Annotated in this window: 22 protein-coding genes and 2 tRNA genes; 22 read left to right on the top strand and 2 right to left on the bottom strand. The window is 52.4% G+C overall.

The genetic code is table 11. The annotated features are described in order from the left end of the window. Window positions 1-165: 165 nt before the first annotated feature. The 4 genes from rplU to cgtA all read left to right on the top strand — a co-directional run bounded on the left by rplU (window position 166) and on the right by cgtA (window position 3,248). Window positions 166-477, top strand: a complete 312-nt coding sequence (gene rplU, locus FAZ14_RS12030) for a 50S ribosomal protein L21 (RefSeq protein ID WP_016943772.1) — start codon at window positions 166-168, stop codon at window positions 475-477. A 19-nt stretch (window positions 478-496) separates the two neighbouring features. After that, window positions 497-754 carry a 50S ribosomal protein L27 gene (gene rpmA, locus FAZ14_RS12025; protein ID WP_012771136.1) on the top strand — a complete coding sequence of 86 codons (258 nt, stop codon included), beginning with the start codon at window positions 497-499 and terminating at the stop codon, window positions 752-754. Window positions 755-871: 117 nt separating this feature from the next. Continuing rightward, window positions 872-1,816, top strand: coding sequence for a DMT family transporter (locus tag FAZ14_RS12020; protein WP_153508597.1), 945 nt, complete (start codon window positions 872-874; stop codon window positions 1,814-1,816). 256 nt (window positions 1,817-2,072) lie between these two features. Next, window positions 2,073-3,248 carry an Obg family GTPase CgtA gene (gene cgtA / locus FAZ14_RS12015; protein ID WP_016943774.1) on the top strand — a complete coding sequence of 392 codons (1,176 nt, stop codon included), beginning with the start codon at window positions 2,073-2,075 and terminating at the stop codon, window positions 3,246-3,248. A 98-nt stretch (window positions 3,249-3,346) separates the two neighbouring features. On the opposite strand, the gene dacB is transcribed toward cgtA, so the two are convergent. Next, window positions 3,347-4,780, bottom strand: a complete 1,434-nt coding sequence (dacB, locus tag FAZ14_RS12010) for a serine-type D-Ala-D-Ala carboxypeptidase (protein WP_016943775.1) — start codon at window positions 4,778-4,780, stop codon at window positions 3,347-3,349. Window positions 4,781-5,045: 265 nt separating this feature from the next. Between dacB and greA the strand changes: the two genes are divergently transcribed. Further along, the gene (greA, locus tag FAZ14_RS12005; protein ID WP_019843796.1) at window positions 5,046-5,522 is read left to right on the top strand and encodes a transcription elongation factor GreA; all 477 of its coding nucleotides are present in this window, start codon (window positions 5,046-5,048) and stop codon (window positions 5,520-5,522) included. A 125-nt stretch (window positions 5,523-5,647) separates the two neighbouring features. On the opposite strand, the gene yhbY is transcribed toward greA, so the two are convergent. Further along, window positions 5,648-5,941 (bottom strand): ribosome assembly RNA-binding protein YhbY, encoded by a 294-nt coding sequence (yhbY, locus tag FAZ14_RS12000; protein ID WP_012771131.1) that lies wholly within the window; start codon window positions 5,939-5,941, stop codon window positions 5,648-5,650. 158 nt (window positions 5,942-6,099) lie between these two features. Between yhbY and rlmE the strand changes: the two genes are divergently transcribed. The 17 genes from rlmE to FAZ14_RS11915 all read left to right on the top strand — a co-directional run bounded on the left by rlmE (window position 6,100) and on the right by FAZ14_RS11915 (window position 24,152). After that, the gene (gene rlmE, locus FAZ14_RS11995; RefSeq protein ID WP_012883334.1) at window positions 6,100-6,729 is read left to right on the top strand and encodes a 23S rRNA (uridine(2552)-2'-O)-methyltransferase RlmE; all 630 of its coding nucleotides are present in this window, start codon (window positions 6,100-6,102) and stop codon (window positions 6,727-6,729) included. A gap of 47 nt (window positions 6,730-6,776) precedes the next feature. Beyond that, window positions 6,777-8,729, top strand: a complete 1,953-nt coding sequence (gene ftsH / locus FAZ14_RS11990) for an ATP-dependent zinc metalloprotease FtsH (protein WP_029456646.1) — start codon at window positions 6,777-6,779, stop codon at window positions 8,727-8,729. A gap of 113 nt (window positions 8,730-8,842) precedes the next feature. Beyond that, window positions 8,843-9,676, top strand: coding sequence for a dihydropteroate synthase (gene folP / locus FAZ14_RS11985; protein ID WP_038925124.1), 834 nt, complete (start codon window positions 8,843-8,845; stop codon window positions 9,674-9,676). An 8-nt stretch (window positions 9,677-9,684) separates the two neighbouring features. Beyond that, complete coding sequence (gene glmM, locus FAZ14_RS11980) at window positions 9,685-11,022, top strand: phosphoglucosamine mutase (protein WP_016943779.1); 1,338 nt, start codon at window positions 9,685-9,687, stop codon at window positions 11,020-11,022. A 294-nt stretch (window positions 11,023-11,316) separates the two neighbouring features. Then, window positions 11,317-11,652: a preprotein translocase subunit SecG gene (gene secG, locus FAZ14_RS11975; RefSeq protein WP_012883338.1), complete on the top strand. Its 336-nt coding sequence runs from the start codon at window positions 11,317-11,319 to the stop codon at window positions 11,650-11,652. Between the two features lie 50 nt (window positions 11,653-11,702). Beyond that, window positions 11,703-11,789 (top strand) — tRNA-Leu (locus FAZ14_RS11970). 59 nt (window positions 11,790-11,848) lie between these two features. Further along, window positions 11,849-11,925, top strand: a tRNA-Met gene (locus FAZ14_RS11965). A gap of 218 nt (window positions 11,926-12,143) precedes the next feature. After that, window positions 12,144-12,596 carry a ribosome maturation factor RimP gene (gene rimP, locus FAZ14_RS11960; RefSeq protein WP_026357807.1) on the top strand — a complete coding sequence of 151 codons (453 nt, stop codon included), beginning with the start codon at window positions 12,144-12,146 and terminating at the stop codon, window positions 12,594-12,596. 21 nt (window positions 12,597-12,617) lie between these two features. Continuing rightward, on the top strand, window positions 12,618-14,108 hold the full coding sequence (gene nusA / locus FAZ14_RS11955) for a transcription termination factor NusA (protein WP_038903304.1): 1,491 nt from the start codon (window positions 12,618-12,620) through the stop codon (window positions 14,106-14,108). A 25-nt stretch (window positions 14,109-14,133) separates the two neighbouring features. After that, window positions 14,134-16,851 carry a translation initiation factor IF-2 gene (infB, locus tag FAZ14_RS11950; RefSeq protein WP_016943783.1) on the top strand — a complete coding sequence of 906 codons (2,718 nt, stop codon included), beginning with the start codon at window positions 14,134-14,136 and terminating at the stop codon, window positions 16,849-16,851. Window positions 16,852-16,925: 74 nt separating this feature from the next. Continuing rightward, window positions 16,926-17,327, top strand: coding sequence for a 30S ribosome-binding factor RbfA (gene rbfA, locus FAZ14_RS11945; RefSeq protein ID WP_016943784.1), 402 nt, complete (start codon window positions 16,926-16,928; stop codon window positions 17,325-17,327). Continuing rightward, window positions 17,327-18,283, top strand: a complete 957-nt coding sequence (gene truB / locus FAZ14_RS11940; protein WP_016943785.1) for a tRNA pseudouridine(55) synthase TruB — start codon at window positions 17,327-17,329, stop codon at window positions 18,281-18,283. The genes rbfA and truB overlap by 1 nt, the downstream gene beginning before the upstream one ends. A 107-nt stretch (window positions 18,284-18,390) precedes the next feature. Continuing rightward, window positions 18,391-18,660: a 30S ribosomal protein S15 gene (gene rpsO / locus FAZ14_RS11935; RefSeq protein WP_012771120.1), complete on the top strand. Its 270-nt coding sequence runs from the start codon at window positions 18,391-18,393 to the stop codon at window positions 18,658-18,660. Window positions 18,661-18,961: 301 nt separating this feature from the next. Continuing rightward, the gene (gene pnp / locus FAZ14_RS11930) at window positions 18,962-21,082 is read left to right on the top strand and encodes a polyribonucleotide nucleotidyltransferase (protein WP_016943786.1); all 2,121 of its coding nucleotides are present in this window, start codon (window positions 18,962-18,964) and stop codon (window positions 21,080-21,082) included. Between the two features lie 127 nt (window positions 21,083-21,209). After that, a complete protein-coding gene (gene nlpI, locus FAZ14_RS11925; protein WP_016943787.1) occupies window positions 21,210-22,094 on the top strand; it encodes a lipoprotein NlpI in 885 nt (294 codons plus the stop codon). A gap of 108 nt (window positions 22,095-22,202) precedes the next feature. Further along, the gene (yrbN, locus tag FAZ14_RS20475) at window positions 22,203-22,262 is read left to right on the top strand and encodes a protein YrbN (protein ID WP_107760761.1); all 60 of its coding nucleotides are present in this window, start codon (window positions 22,203-22,205) and stop codon (window positions 22,260-22,262) included. A 12-nt stretch (window positions 22,263-22,274) separates the two neighbouring features. Then, window positions 22,275-24,152 carry a DEAD/DEAH family ATP-dependent RNA helicase gene (locus FAZ14_RS11915; protein WP_153508596.1) on the top strand — a complete coding sequence of 626 codons (1,878 nt, stop codon included), beginning with the start codon at window positions 22,275-22,277 and terminating at the stop codon, window positions 24,150-24,152. The last annotated feature ends 128 nt before the right edge of the window (window positions 24,153-24,280 follow it).

Below are 24,280 nucleotides of genomic sequence, written 5' to 3'. Positions count from 1 at the left end.
ACGGCACAGATAAACGGCAGTTCATGGGTTGTATCCTTTTTCTTCACATTGATTGATTCTGCGCTTGTCATCAGTAGGTTTTTTGCGTAGAATTCGCGCCCTATTGTGAATATTTATAGCGCGCTTCACATCATTCAAAGAAGCACGCGGAAAGCGGAGTTTTATATGTACGCAGTTTTCCAAAGTGGTGGTAAACAACACCGAGTAAGCGAAGGCCAGACCGTTCGCTTGGAAAAGCTGGACATCGCAACCGGTGAAGCTGTTGAGTTTGACCAGGTTCTGATGGTTGCCAATGGTGAAGATGTCAAAATCGGCGTTCCTTTCGTCGACGGCGGCAAAATCAAGGCTGAAGTTGTTGCTCACGGCCGTGGCGAGAAAGTTAAAATCGTTAAGTTTCGTCGCCGTAAACACTACCGTAAGCAGGCTGGCCACCGTCAGTGGTTCACTGACGTGAAAATCACCGGCATCAGCGCTTAAGTTTTAGGAGAGCGGATTAATGGCACACAAAAAAGCTGGCGGTTCTACTCGTAACGGCCGCGACTCAGAAAGCAAACGTCTTGGCGTGAAACGCTTTGGCGGTGAATCAGTTCTGGCTGGCAGCATCATCGTTCGTCAGCGTGGCACCAAGTTCCACGCCGGCAGCAACGTAGGTTGCGGCAAAGACCACACCCTGTTTGCACTGTCTGACGGTAAAGTCAAATTTGAAGTTAAAGGCCCGAACAACCGTAAATACATCAGCATTGTTGCTGAGTAATTTTTAGGTATCAGGTTGAATCATAAAGCCCCGCACTTGTTGCGGGGCTTTTTACATTTAGATGTACGATAAAAACGCTGCACGTTAACGACATCAATAAAAAGAACAGGTGATGTGATGAAACAGAATGCTGGCATCGGGTTTTGTCTGGCGCTGACCACCGCCGTATGCTGGGGGGCGCTGCCAATCGCGATGAAACAGGTTCTGGCGACGATGGAGCCTTACACCATCGTCTGGTATCGGTTTCTGATTGCGTCCGTCGGATTGGGCATTTTCTTGTACAGCAAAGGCTCGTTGCCACAGCTGCGGGCGTTCGATCATCAACGTTGGTGGATTTTACTGCTGATAGCAACAGGAGGACTGTTGGGCAACTTCGTATTGTTCAGCTCTTCGTTGCAATATCTGAGCCCTACCGCGTCACAGGTGATCGGGCAATTGTCTACGGTAGGTTTGATGGTCGCCAGCGTCGTTATTCTGAAAGAGAAGATGCGCGTCAACCAGGTTATCGGTGCCGGAATATTGATCTGTGGATTGTTGATGTTTTTCAACAATAGTCTGATGGAGTTGTTTACTCGCCTGACGGATTACACCTTCGGGATCTTACTGGGCGTGGCGGCAGCTGCTGTGTGGGTTGCGTATGGCGTGGCACAAAAGGTATTGCTGCGACGTCTGACTTCGCAGCAACTGCTTTTTCTGCTCTATGCACTCTGTGTGTTGTTTATCACACCGTGGGCGAAGCCGGGTACACTGTTTCAGTTAACCGGCTGGCAATTAGCTTGCCTGGTGTTTTGCGGTGCGAATACGCTGGTTGGTTACGGTGCACTGGCGGAAGCCATGGCTCGCTGGCAAGCCGCACAGGTGAGTACCATTATTACGCTGACGCCGCTGTTTACGCTGTTTTTCTCGGATCTGTTGTCATTGGCCTGGCCATCGGTATTTGCTGCGCCATCGCTTAACCTGCTGGGATACGTCGGCGCGTTTGTCGTTGTGGCAGGGGCGATGTTTGCCGCGATCGGGCATCATGTGATCGCAGCAAGGCGTTCCAAATACCCACGGGTGTGAGGCTGCTGTGGTAAGGCATGGTTAAGGCCATGACGACGCTGATGTGGACTGATTATTTTTAATACAGGTGAAATCCTTTCGCCAAGCAGGTACAATCAGCGCCCTTTTATCGAAACAGTTCTGATGCGTCGGTTTTTCAGTGGCAGGTGGCATACTGTGGTTATCTGTCATCAACCCAATTCGTTGAGCCAAAGAGAACCAATAAATTATTCAAACGCGTCGGTCATTCTCTATTGGTTTTTTGCGGAGATAGTTCATGAAGTTTGTAGATGAAGCCACTATTTTGGTTGTGGCGGGTGACGGTGGCAACGGCTGTGTCAGCTTCCGCCGTGAAAAATATATTCCAAACGGTGGGCCTGATGGTGGTGATGGCGGCGACGGCGGTGATGTCTACCTGCTGGCGGATGAAAACCTCAATACCCTGATTGACTATCGTTTTGAGAAAAGTTTCCGCGCAGAACGTGGTCAGAACGGCCAGAGTCGTGACTGTACTGGTAAGCGCGGTAAAGACATCACCATCAAGGTGCCGGTTGGTACGCGTGTGTTGGATAAAAGCACAGGCGAAGTGCTGGGCGATATGACCCGTAATCAGCAGAAATTGATGGTCGCAAAAGGCGGATGGCACGGGCTGGGTAACTCCCGCTTTAAATCTTCCGTCAACCGTGCGCCTCGCCAGAAAACCAATGGTACGCCGGGTGAAGAGCGTGAATTGCTGCTGGAGTTGCTGTTGCTGGCGGATGTTGGCATGCTGGGGTTACCGAATGCGGGCAAGTCGACCTTTATCCGTGCGGTGTCGGCGGCCAAACCGAAGGTAGCCGATTATCCGTTTACAACGCTGGTGCCGAGTCTGGGCGTTGTGCGTATGGATAGCGAGAAAAGCTTTGTCGTGGCGGATATCCCTGGGCTTATCGAAGGGGCATCTGAAGGTGCCGGGCTTGGGATCCGTTTCCTGAAGCATCTGGAGCGTTGTCGTGTGCTATTGCATCTGATCGATCTGGCACCGATCGATGAATCTGATCCGATCGAAAATGCCAAAGTGATCGTCAATGAGTTGCAGCAATACAGTGCATCTCTGGCAGAAAAACCACGCTGGCTGGTATTTAACAAAGTCGACTTGCTGGAGAAAAGCGAGGCGGAAAGCCGTGCGAAGGCAATTGCCACAGCGCTGGGCTGGGAAGGCAAATATTATCTGATTTCGGCGGCTAACCGTGAAGGGGTGAATGCCCTGTGCTGGGATGTGATGAACTTCCTGGAAACGCAGCCGAAAGCAATGGCTGAAGTCGAAAGTAAGGCACCTGAAAAAGTCGATTTCATGTGGGATGACTATCACCGTGAGCAGTTGGAAGCGGCCCAGGCAGAAGCGGAAGAAGAGTGGGATGACGACTGGGATGAGGATGACGACGAAGGCGTCGAAATCGTTTATCAGCGTTAATGCCGCGACGATCATCAGGTCGCTAGTCGAAAGATTTGCTTGTTAGTTGTACATGTTTCCCCTATCTGCAACCGCAGATAGGGGATTTTTTTGTCTGGTTAATTGTTTTGGTTGATGTCTTTGTAAAGACGACTTTCAAAACGGACCAGCGGAATGCGTCGCTCTTTTTGATCTTCCGGTGGTACGGCATAACCAGAGAGATACTGCACGAAAGCCATGCGTTGACCACTGGCGGTGGTAATAAACCCTGCCAGGTTGTATACGCCCTGAAGAGAACCGGTTTTGGCTGAGACTTTGCCATCAAGCCCGGCTTCGTGCAGGCCCGCCCGATAGCGCAATGTGCCGTCATAACCGGCCAGCGGCAGCATCTTGATGTAATTCAGCTCATTATCGTGTTGGGCGATATATTGCAGTACCTGCATCATGGTCGCTGGGGCGATCAGGTTGTGTCGGGAGAGTCCTGAGCCATCAACGATAATGGTGTTGCCAAGATCAATACCCGCTTTCTGACGCAGGATTTGACGTACGGCATCGGCCCCGGCTCGCCAGGTGCCGGGCACTTTGAAGCGCTCATGCCCTATGGTGCGAAATACGGTATCGGCAATCATGTTGTCCGATTTTTTCAGCATAGTCGTCAGCAGGTCATGCAGCGGTTCGGATTCGGTCTGCGCCAGTACTGTGCCGGGTGCACCCGGTAATGTCTGGCGTCGCAGGTTTCCATCGACGCGGATATCAGCCTGTTCCAGCTCGTCTTTTACGATGGCCCCGGCATAGCTGGCACCATCCTGAATCGCAAACGCCAGCGGTAAGGGTTCCGCCCGTTGTGTCAGGCAACCGGTGAGGGTGTATCGGTTGAGTTCGCCCGGTACGACGTCCAGTTCGCAATACTGGGCGTCAGGCGAGCCTTTTGGCAGTGTGCGTACTTCACTGAACATATGCACCGGATAATAGGATGCCACCCGGATAAATGCGTTGTCACCGGCTTTGGGCGCGCTATAAAGCGAAATAGAGAAGCAGTTTTTATCGACGATGGCTGCGGCAGGCGGCGCACTGAAACATTGGGTCAGATCGTTCCAGGGCCAGCCGGGGGCTTTATCGTGGCTGGCGAACACGGATGTGTCGATAAAGACGTCACCACCGATTTCCCGGACACCTTGCTTTTTCAGTTCCTGTACCATATTGCGAATCTGCTGACGTTTCAGTGAAGGATCACCGCTAAAGCGTACTGTCAGATTGCCGCGTAATACTCCGCCGGTAAGCGCACCGTTGCTTTCTATCGTCGTGACGAAACGGTAATTCGGCCCCAACTGCAACAATGCTGCCAGCGCAGTAATAACCTTCTGCGTACTGGCAGGTAACGCCATCTGTTGGCTGTGGTAATCGAGCGTTGGCGTCGTGGCACCGATTTTTTGCACCACCAGTGCCAGATTGGCCCCATCTGGCAGGTATTTGGTGTACTCATCCATGGCGGCGGCGTTGGCATGCAGGGCAACTGCGCAGGTAAAACCGGTCAGAGTCGATAAAAAACGCATAATCTCAATCAAGTACAGGGTAACGTGGTGGTCATACTACGGCGCATCAAGGGATAAAGTAAACGATGACCCTGGTGGAACTCTGGGGTAAAATGCGTATCAAAATGCAAAAACGCGTCTGGCCTGGAAGTCATGTTCCGGGCGAGGCGGTTTTTGTTTAAATTGTCAGGTGCACTGGCATGGAAACATTCCGTCGCAGGTGATTTTATCGCGTCAGGATGACGGTAACGTGAGCCGTACGGATTTTTTTAGAGGTAGTGACGATATGAAACAATTTCCGATGACGTTGCGTGGTGCTGAAAAGTTACGCGAAGAGCTGGACTTCCTGAAGTCGGTGCGTCGGCCTGAAATTATCGCAGCGATCGCTGAGGCGCGTGAACATGGCGATTTGAAGGAAAACGCGGAATACCATGCGGCCCGTGAGCAGCAAGGGTTCTGTGAAGGCCGGATTCAGGAAATTGAAGCCAAGCTGTCTAATGCTCAGGTCATCGATGTCACCAAAATGGCGGCCAATGGTCGCGTTATCTTTGGTGCGACGGTGACAGTCATGAACCTGGATACGGAAGAAGAGCAGACTTACCGTATCGTGGGTGACGATGAGGCTGACTTCAAGCAGAACCTGATTTCTGTGAATTCGCCGATTGCCCGTGGCCTGATTGGCAAAGAAGAAGATGATGTGGTGACGATCAGCACACCGGGTGGCGTGGTGGAGTACGAAATTCTGAAGGTTGAATACCTCTGATAATGGCGAGCAAACAAGACGCCAGTCTGGATTGTAAAGAAAGGAAAAAGGCCGATATCGGCCTTTTTCTTCACCAGCGGGTCATGGAACCTTGCGGTGAAACAAGGTAACCTGAACCGAAAATGTTAACGAGGCAACACAATCTTGCGCTCTTTTGACGCACGATAGAGCACCAGAGTGTGGCCGATAACCTGAACGTTGCTGGCACCGGTTTCACGCAGAATGGCATCGACAATCAACCCTTTGGTTTCACGATCTTCGGTAGCGATTTTCACCTTGATCAGTTCGTGATGCTCCAGAGCCTGTTCGATTTCAGCCAGTACACCTTCGGTGAGGCCGTTGTTGCCCAGCATGACGACTGGCTTTAGCGGATGAGCCAGGCCTTTCAGGTGCTGTTTTTGTTTGTTACTCAGATTCATTGTCTTTTTTGCTTAGGTTAGGATTGAAAGCGGACTATTCTACCGCCATCTGATGATTATCACCAATCCGGCTATACTGATTGGCTATCGTTGGGCGCTGTTGTCCGCTGCTGGCATCTTAATTAACACTAGTTAGAAAAATCATAGTTGGAAAATCGATGGCTAACAAAAAGCGTTCTGCAAGTTCCAGTCGCTGGTTGCAGGAACACTTTAGCGATAAATATGTACAGCAGGCGCAGAAAAAGGGGCTTCGCTCGCGTGCTTGGTTTAAACTTGATGAAATACAGCAAACGGACAAGCTGTTTAAACCCGGAATGACTGTGGTAGATCTGGGGGCGGCACCAGGCGGATGGTCGCAATATGTCGTCAGCCAGATCGGCGGAAAAGGGCGCATTATCGCGTGTGATCTTTTACCGATGGATCCTATTGTTGGAGTCGATTTCCTTCAAGGGGACTTTCGTGATGAATTAGTGCTCAAAACCCTGCTGGAACGGGTTGGGGACGAAAAGGTTCAGGTGGTGATGTCTGACATGGCCCCGAACATGAGTGGTACGCCGGCGGTAGATATTCCCCGGGCGATGTATCTGGTTGAACTTGCACTGGATATGTGTCGGGATATATTAGCGCCAGGTGGGAGTTTCGTAGTGAAAGTATTTCAGGGCGTGGGCTTCGATGAGTACCTGCGCGAGATTCGCTCCCTGTTTACGACGGTAAAGATTCGTAAGCCAGATGCCTCCCGAGCCCGGTCCCGTGAGGTGTACATTGTAGCGACAGGCCGTAAACTATAGTACCCTGACGCTATTCTTTAACACAGTTGTAATATGAGGTTAATCCCTTGAGTGACATGGCGAAAAACCTGATTCTCTGGTTGGTCATCGCAGTTGTGCTGATGTCCGTATTCCAGAGCTTTGGGCCCAGCGAGTCGAATGGCCGTAGGGTGGATTATTCAACCTTTTTGACTGAAGTGAATCAGGATCAGGTCCGTGAGGCGCGCATCAATGGGCGCGAGATCAATGTTGTCAAAAAAGACAGCAGCCGTTACACCACGTATATCCCTGTCAACGATCCTAAACTGCTGGATAACCTTCTGACCAAAAACGTAAAAGTTGTTGGTGAACCGCCGGAAGAACCGAGCCTGTTGGCGTCGATCTTCATCTCCTGGTTCCCCATGCTGTTGCTGATTGGCGTCTGGATTTTCTTTATGCGCCAGATGCAGGGCGGGGGTGGCAAAGGTGCCATGTCGTTCGGTAAAAGCAAGGCACGGATGCTGACTGAAGATCAGATTAAAACCACGTTCGCCGATGTGGCGGGCTGTGATGAAGCCAAAGAAGAAGTCGCCGAGCTGGTTGAATATTTGCGCGAACCGAGCCGCTTTCAAAAGCTGGGCGGTAAAATTCCGAAAGGCGTACTGATGGTTGGCCCACCGGGGACTGGTAAAACCTTGCTGGCGAAAGCCATTGCGGGTGAAGCCAAGGTACCGTTTTTCACCATTTCGGGTTCCGACTTTGTGGAAATGTTTGTCGGTGTCGGTGCCTCGCGCGTAAGAGACATGTTCGAACAGGCTAAGAAAGCCGCGCCTTGTATCATCTTTATTGATGAAATCGACGCCGTCGGTCGTCAGCGTGGTGCAGGTCTGGGCGGTGGTCACGATGAACGTGAACAAACGCTGAACCAGATGCTGGTTGAGATGGACGGTTTTGAAGGTAACGAAGGTATTATTGTTATCGCCGCTACTAACCGTCCTGACGTACTGGACCCGGCGTTGTTGCGTCCCGGTCGTTTTGACCGTCAGGTTGTGGTTGGTTTGCCTGATGTGCGTGGCCGTGAACAGATTCTGAAGGTTCACATGCGTCGAGTGCCGCTGTCGCCGGACATTGATGCTTCCGTTATTGCTCGCGGTACGCCCGGTTTCTCCGGTGCCGATTTGGCCAACCTGGTCAACGAGGCCGCATTGTTTGCCGCTCGTGGCAATCGTCGTGTGGTCTCTATGGTGGAATTCGAAAAGGCCAAGGACAAAATCATGATGGGGGCGGAACGTCGCTCTATGGTCATGACCGAGGCGCAAAAAGAATCCACAGCGTATCACGAAGCTGGGCATGCCATTATCGGGCGTCTGGTACCTGAGCATGATCCGGTACACAAAGTGACAATTATCCCGCGTGGTCGTGCACTAGGGGTGACGTTCTTCCTGCCTGAAGGCGATGCTATCAGTGCCAGCCGTCAGAAGCTGGAAAGCCAGATTTCTACGCTGTACGGCGGTCGTCTGGCTGAAGAGATCATCTATGGGCCGGAACATGTTTCTACCGGTGCGTCCAACGATATTAAAGTGGCGACGTCTATTGCACGTAACATGGTAACGCAGTGGGGTTTCTCGGAAAAACTAGGGCCGTTACTGTACGCGGAAGAGGAAGGTGAAGTGTTCCTCGGCCGTTCTGTTGCTAAAGCCAAGCACATGTCGGATGAAACCGCACGCATCATCGATCAGGAAGTGAAGGCGTTGATCGAGCGTAACTATCAGCGTGCCCGTGAGTTGCTGATGGCGAATATGGACGTTCTGCACTCAATGAAAGACGCATTGATGAAGTATGAAACTATCGATGCGCCGCAAATTGACGATCTGATGTCTCGCAAGGATGTTCGTCCTCCGGCTGGTTGGGAAGAGCCGACACCGGGTAATAACTCTTCCTCGTCTGATAATGGCGGAACACCTAAAGCGCCGACAACGGCGGATGAACCCCATGCCCCAACATCGGGTAATACGATGTCTGGGCCGTTGAACGACAAGTAAGACAACTATGGTGTGACAGTCCTCATCTGGGCTGCCAATCCCCTCAAACCCCGGCTTGCCGGGGTTTTTTACTCCAGAAGGGCACACTGACCAAACGCACTGAGATACAGAACATGAAATTGAACGCGCGCGGATTAACGCTAGATCTCTCCTGTCCCCAGGTTATGGGGATCCTGAATGTCACCCCTGATTCCTTTTCTGATGGTGGTAAGCACAATACCCTCAACGCTGCATTGATCCATGCTGAACAGATGATCTCAGCGGGTGCGACTTTCATCGATGTTGGTGGTGAATCTACCCGGCCTGGTGCTGATGAAGTCAGCACGCAAGAAGAGTTGGATCGCGTTGTTCCGGTGGTGGAAGCGTTGGCACAACGTTTTGAAACCTGGATTTCAGTCGATACGTCTAAACCGGAAGTGATCACCGCCAGTGCGCAGGCAGGTGCCCATCTGATTAATGACATTCGTGCTCTCAGAGAACCAGGAGCGCTGGAGGCTGCGGTAGCAACAGGTTTGCCCGTCTGCCTGATGCATATGCAGGGATTACCCAAAACCATGCAACACACCCCGCATTATGATGATGTCGTGGGTGAGGTTATGGCATTTTTTGAGCATCATATTGCCCGCTGTACCGCTGCTGGTATGCCACGAGAACAGTTATTGCTGGACCCCGGGTTCGGGTTCGGCAAGAATTTGCAGCATAATTATCGGCTGCTGGGACGTCTGGAAAACTTACACCAATTTGGCTTACCGCTATTAGTTGGCATGTCCAGAAAGACCATGATTGGGCAACTGCTGGGTGTCCCGCCGCTTGAGCGGGTTTACGGGAGTGTGGCGTGTGCAGTGATTGCTGCCATGAAAGGGGCCCATATTATCCGCGTCCATGATGTGAAAGCGACGGTGGATGCGATACGTGTAGTCGAAGCAACTCTATCAGCGAAGGAATAACAACAAATATGAGTAGCCGCAAATATTTTGGCACTGATGGTATTCGGGGCAAAGTGGGCGATCTGCCGATTACACCTGATTTCGTACTGAAATTGGGTTGGGCAGCCGGTAAAGTACTGGCACGCCACGGTTCCAGAAAGATCATTATCGGCAAGGATACCCGTATCTCGGGTTATATGCTGGAGTCTGCGCTCGAAGCAGGTTTGGCTGCCGCAGGGCTGTCAGCATCGTTCACCGGCCCGATGCCAACCCCGGCGGTGGCGTATCTTACCCGGACTTTCCGTGCAGAGGCTGGCATCGTTATTTCAGCGTCTCATAACCCCTACTACGATAACGGCATCAAATTCTTTTCGATTGACGGCACCAAGTTGCCAGATGAAGTAGAAGAGGCGATCGAAGCGGAAATGGAAAAAACGCTGACTTGCGTAGAATCCGCCGAATTGGGTCGGGCGAGTCGTATCGTCGATGCCGCCGGGCGTTATATTGAGTTCTGCAAAAGTACGTTTCCGAGTGAGCTGAGTCTTAATGGCCTCAAAATCGTGGTGGATTGTGCGAATGGCGCAACGTACCACATTGCACCCAGCGTATTGCGCGAGTTAGGTGCCAAGGTGATTGCGATTGGGTGTGAGCCTGATGGGGTGAACATCAATGAGCAGTGTGGCGCGACCGATGTGACCCAACTTCAGGAACGCGTACTGTCTGAAAAGGCTGATGTGGGCCTGGCGTTTGATGGTGATGGTGATCGTCTGATTATGGTTGATCACCAGGGTAACAAAGTGGATGGCGACCAGATCCTGTATATCATCGCACGTGAAGCATTGCGTCAGGGCCAGCTCCGTGGTGGGGCGGTCGGCACGCTGATGAGCAACATGGGGCTTGAAGTCGCGCTAAAACAGCTTGGTGTGCCGTTTGCCCGCGCTAAAGTGGGTGACCGTTATGTTCTGGAGTTGATGCAGTCAAAAGGCTGGCGGCTGGGGGCGGAGAATTCAGGCCACGTTATCCTGCTAGATAAAACGACGACGGGTGATGGGGTTATCGCAGGCTTGCAGGTGCTGACGGCGATGGTTCGCAACCACATGAGCTTGCATGACCTGTGCAGCGGTATGAAACTCTTCCCGCAAATACTGGTGAATGTTCACTTTTCCGGTGAGGGTGACCCGTTGGAAAGCGATGCGGTGAAACAGGCGACCCAGGAAGTGGAAGCACAACTGGCCGGTCGTGGTCGGGTGTTGCTGCGTAAATCGGGTACGGAACCGCTAATTCGTGTGATGGTGGAAGGGGAAGATGAGGCGACCGTGACACAGATGGCAAACCACATTGCGGATGCAGTAAAAGCCGCAGGCTAAACGGCAACACGGCGGACTGAAACAGTGGCAAGGGGCTGAGACTCTTGCCACCACGCTGACAAATGTGTGAACCACTGAGTAATCAGTATTTTCCGGTCTTTTTTCCCGATACGCTGTTTTTTTCCTCAATCAGTTAATGGGCACCAAATTACCCTTGCGTACATCCGAGGCTTTAGTTAGTATTCAGACCCGCTTTATAGGGGATGTAACACGTCCTGTTGCGGATAGTCGCGGGTGAACCGCAAGAATTAGCGATGCCTTGCCGAATGGTGGGGATACATAACGGGTACAATTATGTACGAAGCTCTTCTGATAATTTTCCTGCTGGTAGCGATTGGCCTTGTTGGTCTTATCATGCTGCAGCAAGGTAAAGGTGCAGATATGGGAGCGTCGTTCGGAGCAGGTGCTTCCGCTACGCTGTTTGGTTCTAGCGGTTCCGGCAATTTCATGACCCGAATGACGGCGCTGTTTGCCACGCTGTTTTTCGTACTCAGTCTGATTCTGGGCAACATGAGTTCTGACCACAGCAAAAAAAGCAGTGGCTGGGATAACCTGAGTCAGCCGGCTGCTGCTGAGAAAGCAGATCAGCCTAAAGCACCAGCTGCACCGTCGAGCGATATTCCTAAATAATCGCAGACGTTTCATCAACAAAAATATTGATGATAAAAACAAATTGTGATGCCGAGGTGGTGGAATTGGTAGACACGCTACCTTGAGGTGGTAGTGCCCGATTGGGCTTACGGGTTCAAGTCCCGTCCTCGGTACCAATCCTATAGATAACTTGCATTTTCGCGGTTGTCAGCGTAGTATTTGCCACGTTTTCGGACGCGGGGTGGAGCAGCTTGGTAGCTCGTCGGGCTCATAACCCGAAGGTCGTCGGTTCAAATCCGGCCCCCGCAACCACTTAACTTCCCAGAAAAGTTTTTTTTCAAATAAACTGTTTTGCATCAAGCGTACTGTTTACGGTGAATTTTGAAAGAATACTTGATGGTAGTTATACCGCAGCAGTTTGCGGTAAATAGGGTCCAGTTGCATAAAGCCCCGATATATCGGGGTTTTTTGTTATCTGACAGCAGAATTACTGGGCTATTAAGCCCTTTTTTTATGTCTTGGGGGTGGGCTTGTCCACATTAGAACAAAAGTTAACAGAGATGATTTCGGCACCTGTTGAAGCCCTTGGCTATGAGCTGGTGGGTATTGAGTTCATCCGGGGACGCCAGTCGACACTGCGTATCTATATTGATAGTGAAGATGGTATCACTGTTGATGATTGTGCTGATGTTAGCCACCAGGTCAGTGCGGTATTGGATGTTGAGGATCCCATATCCGTTGCCTATAACCTGGAAGTGTCGTCACCGGGCCTGGACCGGCCGCTTTTTACTGCTGCACATTACGCGCATTTTGTGGGTGAAGAAGTGAGTCTGGTACTGCGCATGGCGGTTCAGAATCGCCGCAAGTGGCAAGGTATTATCAAATCCGTCGAAGGTGAGATGATTACCGTAACAGTGGAAGGCAAAGATGAAGTGTTCGCGCTGAGCAATATCCAGAAGGCGAACCTGGTACCCCACTTTTAAAGTTTGGATGAGGCAACTAGGATGAATAAAGAGATTCTGGCTGTTGTTGAAGCGGTTTCCAATGAAAAAGCCGTGCCGCGCGAAAAGATTTTTGAAGCGCTGGAGACTGCACTGGCGACAGCGACCAAGAAAAAATACGAGCAGGAAATTGATGTTCGTGTTTGCATCGACCGTAAAACCGGCGATTTCGATACTTTCCGCCGCTGGCAGGTTGTCAACGAAGTAACCCAGCCAACACGTGAAATCACGCTGGAAGCGGCGCAGTTCGAAGAGCCGAGTATTGATCTGGGTGGTTACATCGAAGATCAGATCGAATCCGTAACTTTCGACCGCATCACCACGCAGACCGCTAAGCAAGTTATCGTACAGAAAGTGCGTGAAGCTGAGCGTGCGATGGTGGTTGATCAGTTCCGCGAGCAGGAAGGCGAAATTGTTACCGGTGTAGTGAAGAAAGTGAACCGCGATAACATCACGCTGGATTTGGGTAGTAATGCCGAAGCGGTGATCGGTCGTGAAGATATGCTGCCGCGTGAAAATTTCCGCCCAGGCGACCGTATTCGCGGTGTATTGTACGCCGTTCGTCCGGAAGCGCGTGGCGCGCAGTTGTTTGTGAGCCGTTCCCGCCCTGAAATGCTGATTGAACTGTTTCGCATCGAAGTGCCGGAAATCGGTGAAGAAGTCATTGAAATCAAAGCCGCTGCCCGCGACCCAGGTTCCCGCGCTAAAATCGCGGTTAAAACCAATGACAAGCGTATCGACCCGGTCGGTGCGTGCGTGGGGATGCGTGGTGCACGCGTTCAGGCAGTATCCAGCGAACTGGGCGGCGAGCGTATCGACATCGTCCTGTGGGATGACAATCCGGCACAGTTCGTGATTAATGCTATGGCACCGGCTGATGTGGCATCCATCGTGGTTGATGAAGATAAACACACCATGGATATCGCGGTTGAGGCGGGTAACCTGGCTCAGGCCATCGGCCGTAACGGTCAGAACGTGCGTCTGGCTTCCCAACTGAGTGGCTGGGAGCTGAACGTGATGACCATTGAGGACTTGCAGGCTAAACATCAGGCCGAAGCCCATGCTGCTATCGATATTTTCACCAAACATCTGGATATCGACGAAGAGTTCGCTACTGCGCTGGTTGAAGAAGGCTTTTCTTCACTAGAAGAGCTGGCTTATGTCCCCATCCATGAGTTGCAGGAAATCGATGGTTTGGATGAAGAAACCATCGAGGCATTGCGTGAGCGTGCGAAAGCGGCGCTGACCACACTGGCTCTGGCGAATGAAGAGAACCGTGGCAACGGTCAGCCGGCAGAAGATTTGCTCAATTTATCTGGTCTGTCACGTGAGCTGGCGTTTAAACTAGCAGCTCACGGTGTTTGCACGCTGGAAGATCTTGCTGAGCAGGGCGTCGATGACCTGGCAGATATCGAAGGGCTTAATGAAGAACAAGCCGGTGAGCTGATTATGGCCGCACGTAATATCTGTTGGTTTGGTGGCAGTAACGAATAACGAACTGTAGCAGGAAAGGAACAGCATGACAGATGTAACCCTGAAATCACTGGCCGCAGAGATCCAAACGCCGGTTGACCGCCTGATACAGCAGTTTGCTGATGCGGGGATCACCAAATCTGCGTCGGACTCTGTGACTCAGAACGAAAAAGAAACACTATTGGCGCACCTGAACCGTGATCGCGGTGCTGCGCCAGGGAAATTGACCTTGCAGCGTAAGACACGTAGCACGTTAAATATTCCCAGCACCGGTGGTAAGAGCAAATCGGTGCAGATCGAAGTCCGCAAGAAACGCACCTATGTAAAACGCGATCCTCACGAAGAGCAGCAAGCTGCGGCTGAGGAAGAGCAGGCACGGCGTGAAGCGGAAGAACAGGCACAGCGCGCTGCTGAGGAACAAGCCAAACGTGAAGCTGAAGAAAAAGCCAAACGTGAGGAAGAAGAGAAGGCAAAACGCGCCGTTGCTGAAGAGCAAGCCAAACGTGAGGCCGCCGAAAAAGCTAAGCGTGACGTAGCGGAAAAAGAGAAAGTGAGCAATCAACAAAACGATAGTATGACTAAACCAGCTCAGGCTGAGAAAGCGCGTCGCGAAGCGGAAGCGGCTGAACTCAAGCGTAAGGCGGAAGAAGCGGCTCGTCGTAAGGTCGAGGAAGAAGCTCGTCGTATCGCTGAAGAAGCTCGCCGTATGGCAGAAGAAAATGCCGGACGCTGGGAAAAAGAAGGCAGCGAAGTTACCGAAGACGCCGATTATCACGTAACCACCTCCCATCATGCGCGTGAAGCGGAAGATGAGAACGATCGTCAGGTCGAAGGTGGCCGCGGTCGCGGTCGCGGTGGCAAAGTAACCAAACAGAAGAAAGGCAATCGCCTGTCTGAGTCGAAAGCTGACCGTGAAGAAGCCCGTGCGGTGACTCGCGGCGGCAAAGGCAAACGTAAGCCGAGTACGCTGCAACAAGGCTTTAATAAGCCTGTGCAGGCGGTCAACCGTGATGTTGTGATTGGCGAAACCATTACCGTTGCCGAGCTGGCCAACAAAATGGCGGTCAAAGGTTCTCAGGTCATCAAAACGATGATGAAACTGGGAGCGATGGCAACCATCAACCAGGTTATCGATCAGGAAACTGCTCAGCTGGTCGCGGAAGAAATGGGTCACAAAGTGATCCTGCGCCGTGAAAACGAGCTGGAAGAAGCGGTAATGAGCGACCGTGATACCGGTCTGTCCTCCGAATCAGAATCACGTGCGCCGGTGGTCACCATCATGGGTCACGTTGACCATGGTAAGACGTCATTGCTGGACTACATTCGTTCAACCAAAGTGGCGGCAGGCGAGGCGGGTGGTATTACCCAGCATATCGGTGCTTACCACGTTGAAACGGATAACGGCATGATTACCTTCCTGGATACCCCGGGGCATGCGGCGTTTACCGCTATGCGTGCTCGTGGTGCTCAGGCGACCGATATCGTGGTGCTGGTAGTGGCTGCTGATGACGGTGTGATGCCGCAGACGATTGAAGCTATTCAGCATGCCAAAGCGGCTAAAGTGCCGGTGGTTGTGGCTGTTAACAAAATCGATAAACCGGAAGCTGATCCGGATCGCGTTAAAAACGAACTCTCCCAGTACGGTATTATGCCGGAAGAGTGGGGTGGTGAATCCCAGTTTGTACATGTTTCTGCCAAGAGTGGCGAAGGCATCGACGAACTGCTGGAAGCTATCCTGCTGCAGGCTGAAGTACTGGAACTGAAAGCCATTCACAGCGGTATGGCCAGTGGTGTGGTCATCGAATCCTTCCTGGACAAAGGCCGTGGCCCGGTAGCTACCGTGTTGGTGCGCGAAGGGACGTTGAACAAGGGCGACATCGTACTGTGTGGCTTTGAATACGGTCGTGTTCGTGCCATGCGTGACGAACTGGGCCGCGAAATTACCGAAGCAGGTCCGTCTATTCCGGTAGAGATTCTGGGTCTGTCCGGTGTACCGGCTGCGGGTGACGAAGCGACGGTTGTCCGTGACGAGAAGAAAGCACGTGAAGTTGCGCTTTATCGTCAGGGTAAGTTCCGCGAAGTGAAACTGGCGCGTCAGCAGAAGTCCAAGCTGGAAAATATGTTCGCCAACATGACCGAAGGCGAAGTATCCGAACTGAACATCGTAATGAAAGCCGACGTTCAGGGCTCTGTGGAAGCCATTTCCGATTCGTTGCAGAAGCTGTCTACCGACGAAGTCAAAGTCAAGATTGTGGGTTCCGGCGTGGGTGGGATCACCGAAACCGATGCCACACTGGCTGCTGCCTCCAACGCGATTATCCTTGGCTTTAACGTCCGTGCGGATGCCTCTGCTCGTCGTATCGTTGAAGCAGAAAGCCTGGATCTGCGTTACTACTCCGTTATCTATGACCTGATCGACGAAGTGAAACAGGCAATGAGCGGTATGCTGGCACCGGAATACAAGCAGGAAATTATCGGTCTGGCGGAAGTGCGCGATGTGTTCAAGTCACCGAAGTTCGGCGCGATTGCTGGCTGTATGGTGACCGAAGGGGTGGTGAAACGTCACAACCCGATTCGCGTGCTGCGTGACAACGTGGTTATCTTTGAAGGTGAGCTGGAATCCCTGCGTCGCTTCAAGGATGACGTCAACGAAGTCCGTAATGGTATGGAATGTGGTATCGGCGTGAAGAACTACAACGATGTTCGCACCGGTGACATGATCGAAGTGTTTGAAACTATTGAGATCAAACGCACCATCGAGTGATACGTGCAACAACGTACCTGATGTTTTCATGCTGGGGGGCCGAGTGCCCCCCAATTTTTCTTTGAGGATTCATCATGGCAAAAGAATTCAGCCGCACGCAGCGTGTGGCGCAGGAAATGCAAAAAGAAATCGCCATTATTATTCAGCGTGAAGTGAAAGATCCGCGTGTCGGTATGGCGACAGTATCCGGCGTAGAAGTGTCACGCGATCTGGCTTACGCCAAAGTATTTGTGACCTTTTTGAATGACAACGAGCCGGAGCAGGTTAAAGCCGGGGTGAAGGCATTACAGGATGCATCCGGTTTTATCCGTATGCTGCTGGGTAAGGCGATGCGTCTGCGCGTCGTACCTGAACTGACCTTCTCCTATGACAACTCTCTGGTCGAAGGGATGCGGATGTCCAATCTGGTGACCCGCGTGGTTAAACGCGATGCCGAGCGTCGTACATCTGACACAGATGATGAGCAGGAGGCGTAATGTCGCGTCCTCGCCGTCGTGGTCGTGATATCCACGGCGTTCTACTGCTGGATAAACCACAAGGGGCGTCATCTAACGATGTCCTGCAGAAGGTAAAGCGCCTCTTCAATGCCAACAAAGCCGGGCATACGGGCGCACTGGATCCATTGGCGACCGGTATGCTGCCGATATGTCTGGGTGAAGCGACCAAGTTTTCCCAATACCTGCTGGATGCCGATAAGCGTTACCGGGTGATAGCCCGTCTGGGGCAACGGACCGATACGTCTGATGCCGACGGTAATGTTATCCAGGAACGTCCCGTCACATTTACGCATGACGCGTTAATGCTGGCGCTGGACAGCTTTCGCGGCGATACCCAGCAGGTACCGTCGATGTATTCTGCTCTGAAATACCAGGGCCGCCCGCTCTACGAGTACGCCCGTCAAGGGCTGGTTGTGCCGCGGGAAGCGCGTGACATCACCGTCTATGAGTTGCAGTTTATCCGCTGGGAAGCCGACGAACTGGAGCTGGAAATCCACTGCTCCAAGGGAACGTACATCCGTACCATCATTGATGATCTGGGTGAGAAGCTGGGGTGTGGCGCTCATGTGATGTATCTGCGCCGTTTGCAGGTGGCGACGTATCCTACCGAGCGTATGGTCACGCTGGAGCAGTTACAGACGCTGCGTGAACAGGCAGAAGCACAAGAACAACCAATTGGTGACTTGCTGGATGTACTGCTGTTACCAATGGATACCGCTGTGCAGGCGTTTCCAGAGGTGAATCTGTCACCGGTGGTGGCGGGTTACCTTAAACTCGGCCAGGCCGTGCGTGCTACCGCTGTACCGACCGATGGTATGGTGCGTATCACTGAGGGTGACGAACACCGATTCATCGGTATGGGTGAAATCGATGACGAAGGACGGGTGGCACCGCGCCGTCTGGTAGTAGAAAACCCTGAGCCGACGGGTGTCTGAGCGCCTTGCGATTATATAGCGCTAAGAGTAAAATAGCGCGGCTTAAATCTTGGGCTGCTGAATTAGAGATCGGCGCCCGTTCTATCTATATTATTTTGGAGTAAATCATGTCTCTAAGCGTTGAAGCAAAAGCGAAAATTGTTGCGGAATTTGGTCGTGGCACGAATGACAGCGGTTCTACCGAAGTCCAGGTTGCTCTGCTGACCGCGCAGATTAATCATCTGCAGGGTCACTTTGCTGAGCACAAGAAAGATCACCACAGCCGCCGCGGTCTGCTGCGTATGGTTTCTCAGCGTCGTAAGCTGCTGGACTACCTGAAGCGTAAAGATCTGGCACGCTACACTACCCTGATTGAACGTCTGGGTCTGCGTCGCTAATTCGACGAGTTTCAGGAGAAAGGGGCCTCTTTGGGCCCCTTTCTTCTAGGAAGTACCAGCAAAACAGAGTAATGTATTGCTGTTGTGAATAGGATCCGTAATTACAGCGATTCGCGCGGCTAATGAGAGGCTTTATTTATTACTGTTGCTATATAGAGGTGCATGGGAAATAGCTGCATCGAAAATAGCGTTATCAGAATAAAGTCTGTCATTAGTCGCGAGGATGTAATGAGCGGATCGGGTATTTAACTGGTGCGCCATATCAGGGATATGGTGCGCGCCTCTGGTAAAGGATAGTATTTTGCTAAATCCGATCGTTCGTAAATTCCAGTACGGTCAACATACCGTAACACTGGAAACCGGCATGATGGCTCGTCAGGCCACTGCCGCTGTTATGGTTAGCATGGATGACACCGCAGTATTTGTAACTGTTGTGGGTGCCAAACACGCTAAACCGGGCCAGGATTTCTTCCCGCTGACTGTTAACTATCAAGAGCGTACCTACGCTGCTGGTCGTATCCCCGGTGGTTTCTTCCGCCGTGAAGGCCGTCCGAGCGAAGGCGAAACGCTGATTTCCCGTTTGATTGACCGTCCGATTCGCCCGCTGTTCCCAGATGGTTTCGTTAACGAAGTCCAGGTTATCGCCACTGTGGTTTCCGTGAATCCGCAGGTTAACCCGGATATCGTTGCCATGATCGGTGCTTCTGCGGCGCTGAGTCTGTCGGGTATCCCGTTCAATGGCCCGATTGGTGCCGCTCGCGTTGGTTACATCAACGATCAGTACGTGCTGAACCCGACGACCGAAGAGCTGAAAACCAGCCGTTTGGATCTGGTCGTCGCTGGTACTGAAGGCGCGGTACTGATGGTGGAATCCGAAGCAGACCTGCTGAGCGAAGATCAGATGCTGGGTGCAGTGGTATTCGGTCATGATCAGCAACAGGTTGTTATCGAGAACATCAAGTCACTGACGGCAGAAGCGGGTAAACCGAAGTGGAACTGGCAGGCGCCGGAAGTGAACGTCGAACTGCACAACCGTGTGCAGGCGTTGTCTGAAGCGCGTCTGGGTGACGCTTATCGCATCACTGAAAAACAGGAACGCTACGCGCAGGTCGATACCATCAAAGCTGACGTGGTTGCAGCCCTGCTGGCAGAAGATGAAACGCTGGACGAAAACGAACTGCGTGACATCCTCGGCAGCATCGAGAAAAACGTGGTACGTAGCCGTGTGCTGCGTGGCGAACCGCGTATCGACGGTCGCGAAAAAGACATGATCCGTGGTCTGGATGTTCGTACTGGCGTGCTGCCGCGTACTCACGGTTCTGCGCTGTTCACCCGTGGTGAAACTCAGGCGTTGGTTACCGCGACGCTGGGTACTGAGCGTGATGCACAGACCATTGATGAACTGACTGGTGAGCGTACTGATCGCTTCCTGCTGCACTACAACTTCCCTCCGTACTCTGTAGGTGAAACCGGTATGGTTGGGTCGCCGAAGCGCCGCGAAATCGGTCACGGTCGTCTGGCTAAACGTGGTGTGCTGGCTGTTATGCCGAAACCGGAAGCCTTCCCGTACACCGTACGTGTTGTGTCTGAAATTACCGAATCCAACGGTTCTTCTTCCATGGCTTCCGTCTGTGGTGCTTCGCTGGCGCTGATGGATGCAGGCGTGCCGATCAAAGCGGCTGTTGCCGGTATCGCGATGGGTCTGGTGAAGGAAGGCGACAACTACGTTGTCCTGTCTGATATTCTGGGTGACGAAGACCACCTGGGCGATATGGACTTCAAAGTAGCCGGTAGCCGTGAAGGCGTGACCGCGTTGCAGATGGACATCAAAATCGAAGGGATCACCCGCGAAATCATGCAGGTGGCGCTGAATCAGGCCAAGGGTGCGCGTTTGCACATTCTGGGTGTGATGGAACAGGCTATCAGCACGCCGCGTGGCGATATCTCCGAATTCGCACCGCGTATCCACACTATCAAGATCAGCACTGACAAGATCAAAGATGTGATCGGTAAAGGCGGTTCTGTTATCCGTGCGCTGACTGAAGAAACCGGTACGACTATCGAGATCGAAGATGACGGTACGGTGAAGATCGCCTCGACCGACGGCGAAAAAGCGAAACACGCGATTCGTCGTATCGAAGAGATCACGGCTGAAATCGAAGTGGGCCGCATCTATCAGGGCAAAGTGACTCGTATCGTTGACTTTGGCGCGTTTGTTGCCATCGGTGGCGGTAAAGAGGGTCTGGTTCATATTTCTCAGATCGCCGACAAGCGTGTTGAGAAAGTGACCGACTATCTGCAGATGGGCCAGGAAGTACCGGTTAAGGTGCTGGAAGTGGACCGTCAGGGTCGTATCCGTTTGAGCATAAAAGAAGCAACTGCTCAACCTCAGGAAACCACACCGGTTTCTGAGGCAGAATAATAGCGGATAATCAATTGGCAGCTCCTTACAGTGTGAAGGAGCTGCGTGTATTATAAGGAACGGATATCCTTATGCTGAGCAGTCGGGGACAGGATGTTCATCCAATGTTTGTCTTCGGGAGTGGGAAATGAAGCCTTTCTTGCGCTGGTGTTATGTTGCGACAGCAATTATGCTGGCAGGATGCAGCAACACGGATTGGCGCAAAGATGCAGTGCTGGCGGTTCCGTTGCAGCCTACGTTGCAGCAGGAAGTCATCCTGGCGCGCATGGAGCAAATCCTGGCGAGCCGGGCAATTACTCCCGATGAGCGAGCACAGCTGTTATATGAGCGCGGAGTGCTGTATGATAGCCTCGGGTTACGGGCGTTGGCGCGAAATGATTTTTCACAAGCGCTTTCTATCCGTCCCGATATGCCGGAAGTGTTTAACTATCTCGGCATTTACTTGACGCAGGCAGGCAATTTTGATGCTGCCTATGAAGCGTTTGATTCTGTATTAGAGCTTGATCCAACTTACAATTATGCGCGTTTGAATCGGGGCATCGCTTTGTACTACGGCGGTCGCTACCAGTTGGCGCAGGATGATCTGCTAGCGTTTTATCGCGACGATCCTAATGATCCTTTCCGTTCCCTGTGGCTTTATCTGGTGGAGAGAGAAATCAATCCCGAGAAAGCCAAACTGGCGTTGAAAGAACGCTATGAGGGTGCAAAGAAAGGTGTGTGGGGATGGACGATTGTCGAATTCTACCTGGGCAACATCAGCGAAAAAGCGCTGATGCAGCGTGTACAGGAAGAAGCTAAGGATAACACTTCGCTCGCCGAGCATCTCAGTGAAACTGACTTCTATTTAGGTAAGCACTACCTAAGTCTGGGGGACAAGAACACCGCCGAGGCGTTGTTCAAGCTGACGGTTGCTAACAATGTTCACAATTTTGTTGAGCACCGCTATGCATTGTTGGAATTGGCGCAGTTAGGCCAAGAGCAAGACGACCTATCAGGATCGGACCAGCAATAGCTGACGAACACCTTTCAGCCAGAGATCATGACGATTTCTTCATCGCCTTAACGGGCGAGGCTTTTTTGTTCGCTTTTTAATCCAATTTGAGCCGGTTCACACTTTTCAATGAAAATGATTGAGTATTTTCTCGACAAGTTATGTAGACTGGCCGCCATTTTGAAGTGAGGCAAAGTTTACATGGCAGAGTTTGAAACCTCTTTTGCTAGCTTGGGGCTGTCTGCTCCTATTCTGAATGCACTGTCTGAGATGGGGTATGAAAAACCGTCCCCGATTCAGGCGGAATGTATTCCTCATCTGCTCAACGGGCGCGACGTACTGGGTATGGCGCAAACCGGGAGTGGCAAGACCGCGGCATTTTCCCTGCCGCTGCTGAACAATATCAAGGCTGATCTGAAAGCACCGCAGTTGCTGGTGCTGGCACCGACCCGTGAACTGGCGGTGCAGGTTGCAGAAGCCTGTAATGAATTTTCCAAACACATGCAGGGCGTCAATGTGGTCGCACTGTATGGTGGTCAGCGTTATGACGTGCAGTTGCGCGCGTTGCGTCAGGGGCCGCAGGTGGTTGTCGGTACGCCGGGACGTCTGCTGGATCACCTGAAACGCGGTACGCTGGACCTGTCAAACCTGAGTGGTTTGGTGCTGGACGAAGCTGACGAAATGCTGCGCATGGGCTTCATCGAAGATGTGGAAAACATCATGGCGCAGATCCCGGCTGAGCATCAGACAGCGTTGTTCTCCGCTACGATGCCGGAAGCGATTCGTCGTATCACTCGTCGCTTTATGAACGATCCGCAGGAAGTGCGTATTCAGTCCAGCGTGACCACGCGTCCGGATATCAGCCAGAGCTACTGGACGGTATACGGCATGCGTAAAAACGAAGCGCTGATCCGTTTCCTGGAAGCTGAAGATTTTGATGCTGCGATCATTTTCGTGCGTACCAAAAACGCTACGCTGGAAGTGGCCGAAGCGCTGGAGCGCAGTGGTTATAACAGCGCCGCGCTGAACGGTGACATGAATCAGGCGCTGCGTGAACAAACGCTGGAACGTCTGAAAGACGGTCGTCTGGATATCCTGATTGCGACTGACGTTGCTGCACGTGGTCTGGATGTTGATCGTATCAGCCTGGTGGTGAACTACGATATCCCGATGGATTCCGAATCCTACGTACACCGTATCGGCCGTACTGGCCGTGCCGGTCGTGCTGGTCGTGCGCTGTTGTTCGTGGAAAACCGCGAGCGTCGCCTGCTGCGTAATATCGAACGCACCATGAAGCTGACTATTCCTGAGGTGGAATTGCCGAACGCCGAACTGCTCGGTCAGCGTCGTCTGGCGAAATTTGCCGCTAAAGTGCAGCAGCAACTGGAAAGCAGCGATCTGGACATGTACCGTGCGCTGCTTGGCAAACTGCAGCCGCAGGAAGAGCTGGATATCGAAACACTGGCCGCCGCACTGTTGAAGATGGCGCAGGGCGAACGTCCGCTGATTCTGCCGCCGGATCCGGTGGTTGAGCGCCGTCCGCGTCGCGAATTCCGCGATCGTGATGAGCGTTTCGAACGTCGTGGCGAGCGCAACGATCGTGCTCCGCGTGGTGATGATCGCCCGGCTCGTCGCGAGCGTCGTGACGTGGGTGAAATGGATCTGTACCGGATCGAAGTGGGCCGTGATGATGGCGTTGAAGTGCGTCATATCGTGGGCGCGATTGCCAACGAAGGCGACATCAGCAGCCGTTACATCGGTAACATCAAACTGTTTGCTTCGCACTCCACTATCGAGCTGCCGAAAGGTATGCCGGGAGACCTGCTGTCGCACTTTACCCGTACGCGTATTCTGAACAAGCCGATGAACATGCAACTGATGGGTGATGCACAGCCGCATGAACGCCGTGAGCGCCGTGATGGTGGTGAGCGTAGCGATCGTGGTGCCCGTGGATTTGGCGATCGCACCGGTGGTGGTCGTGGTCGTCCGTTCAGTGGTGAACGTCGTGAAGGCGGCGAGCGCCGTGGTAACGGTAACCGCGATGGTCAGCGCGCACCGCGTCGTTTCAACGATGCCTGATAATGTCCGTTGCTGATAACCTCAGCGATTGATGTGAAAAACCAGCCTTCGGGCTAATGCCAGTCACTTAAGGTGACTGGCATTGTTTTTAAAAGGGTATTTGGGCTTTTTTTGCCTCACTTCTCTTT

Origin of the sequence: Dickeya oryzae (assembly GCF_009372235.1) — a bacterium.
GTDB lineage: Bacteria > Pseudomonadota > Gammaproteobacteria > Enterobacterales > Enterobacteriaceae > Dickeya > Dickeya oryzae.
The sequence above is the reverse complement of the archived record's forward strand: the minus strand, read 5'-3'. Positions and strand labels throughout refer to the sequence as shown.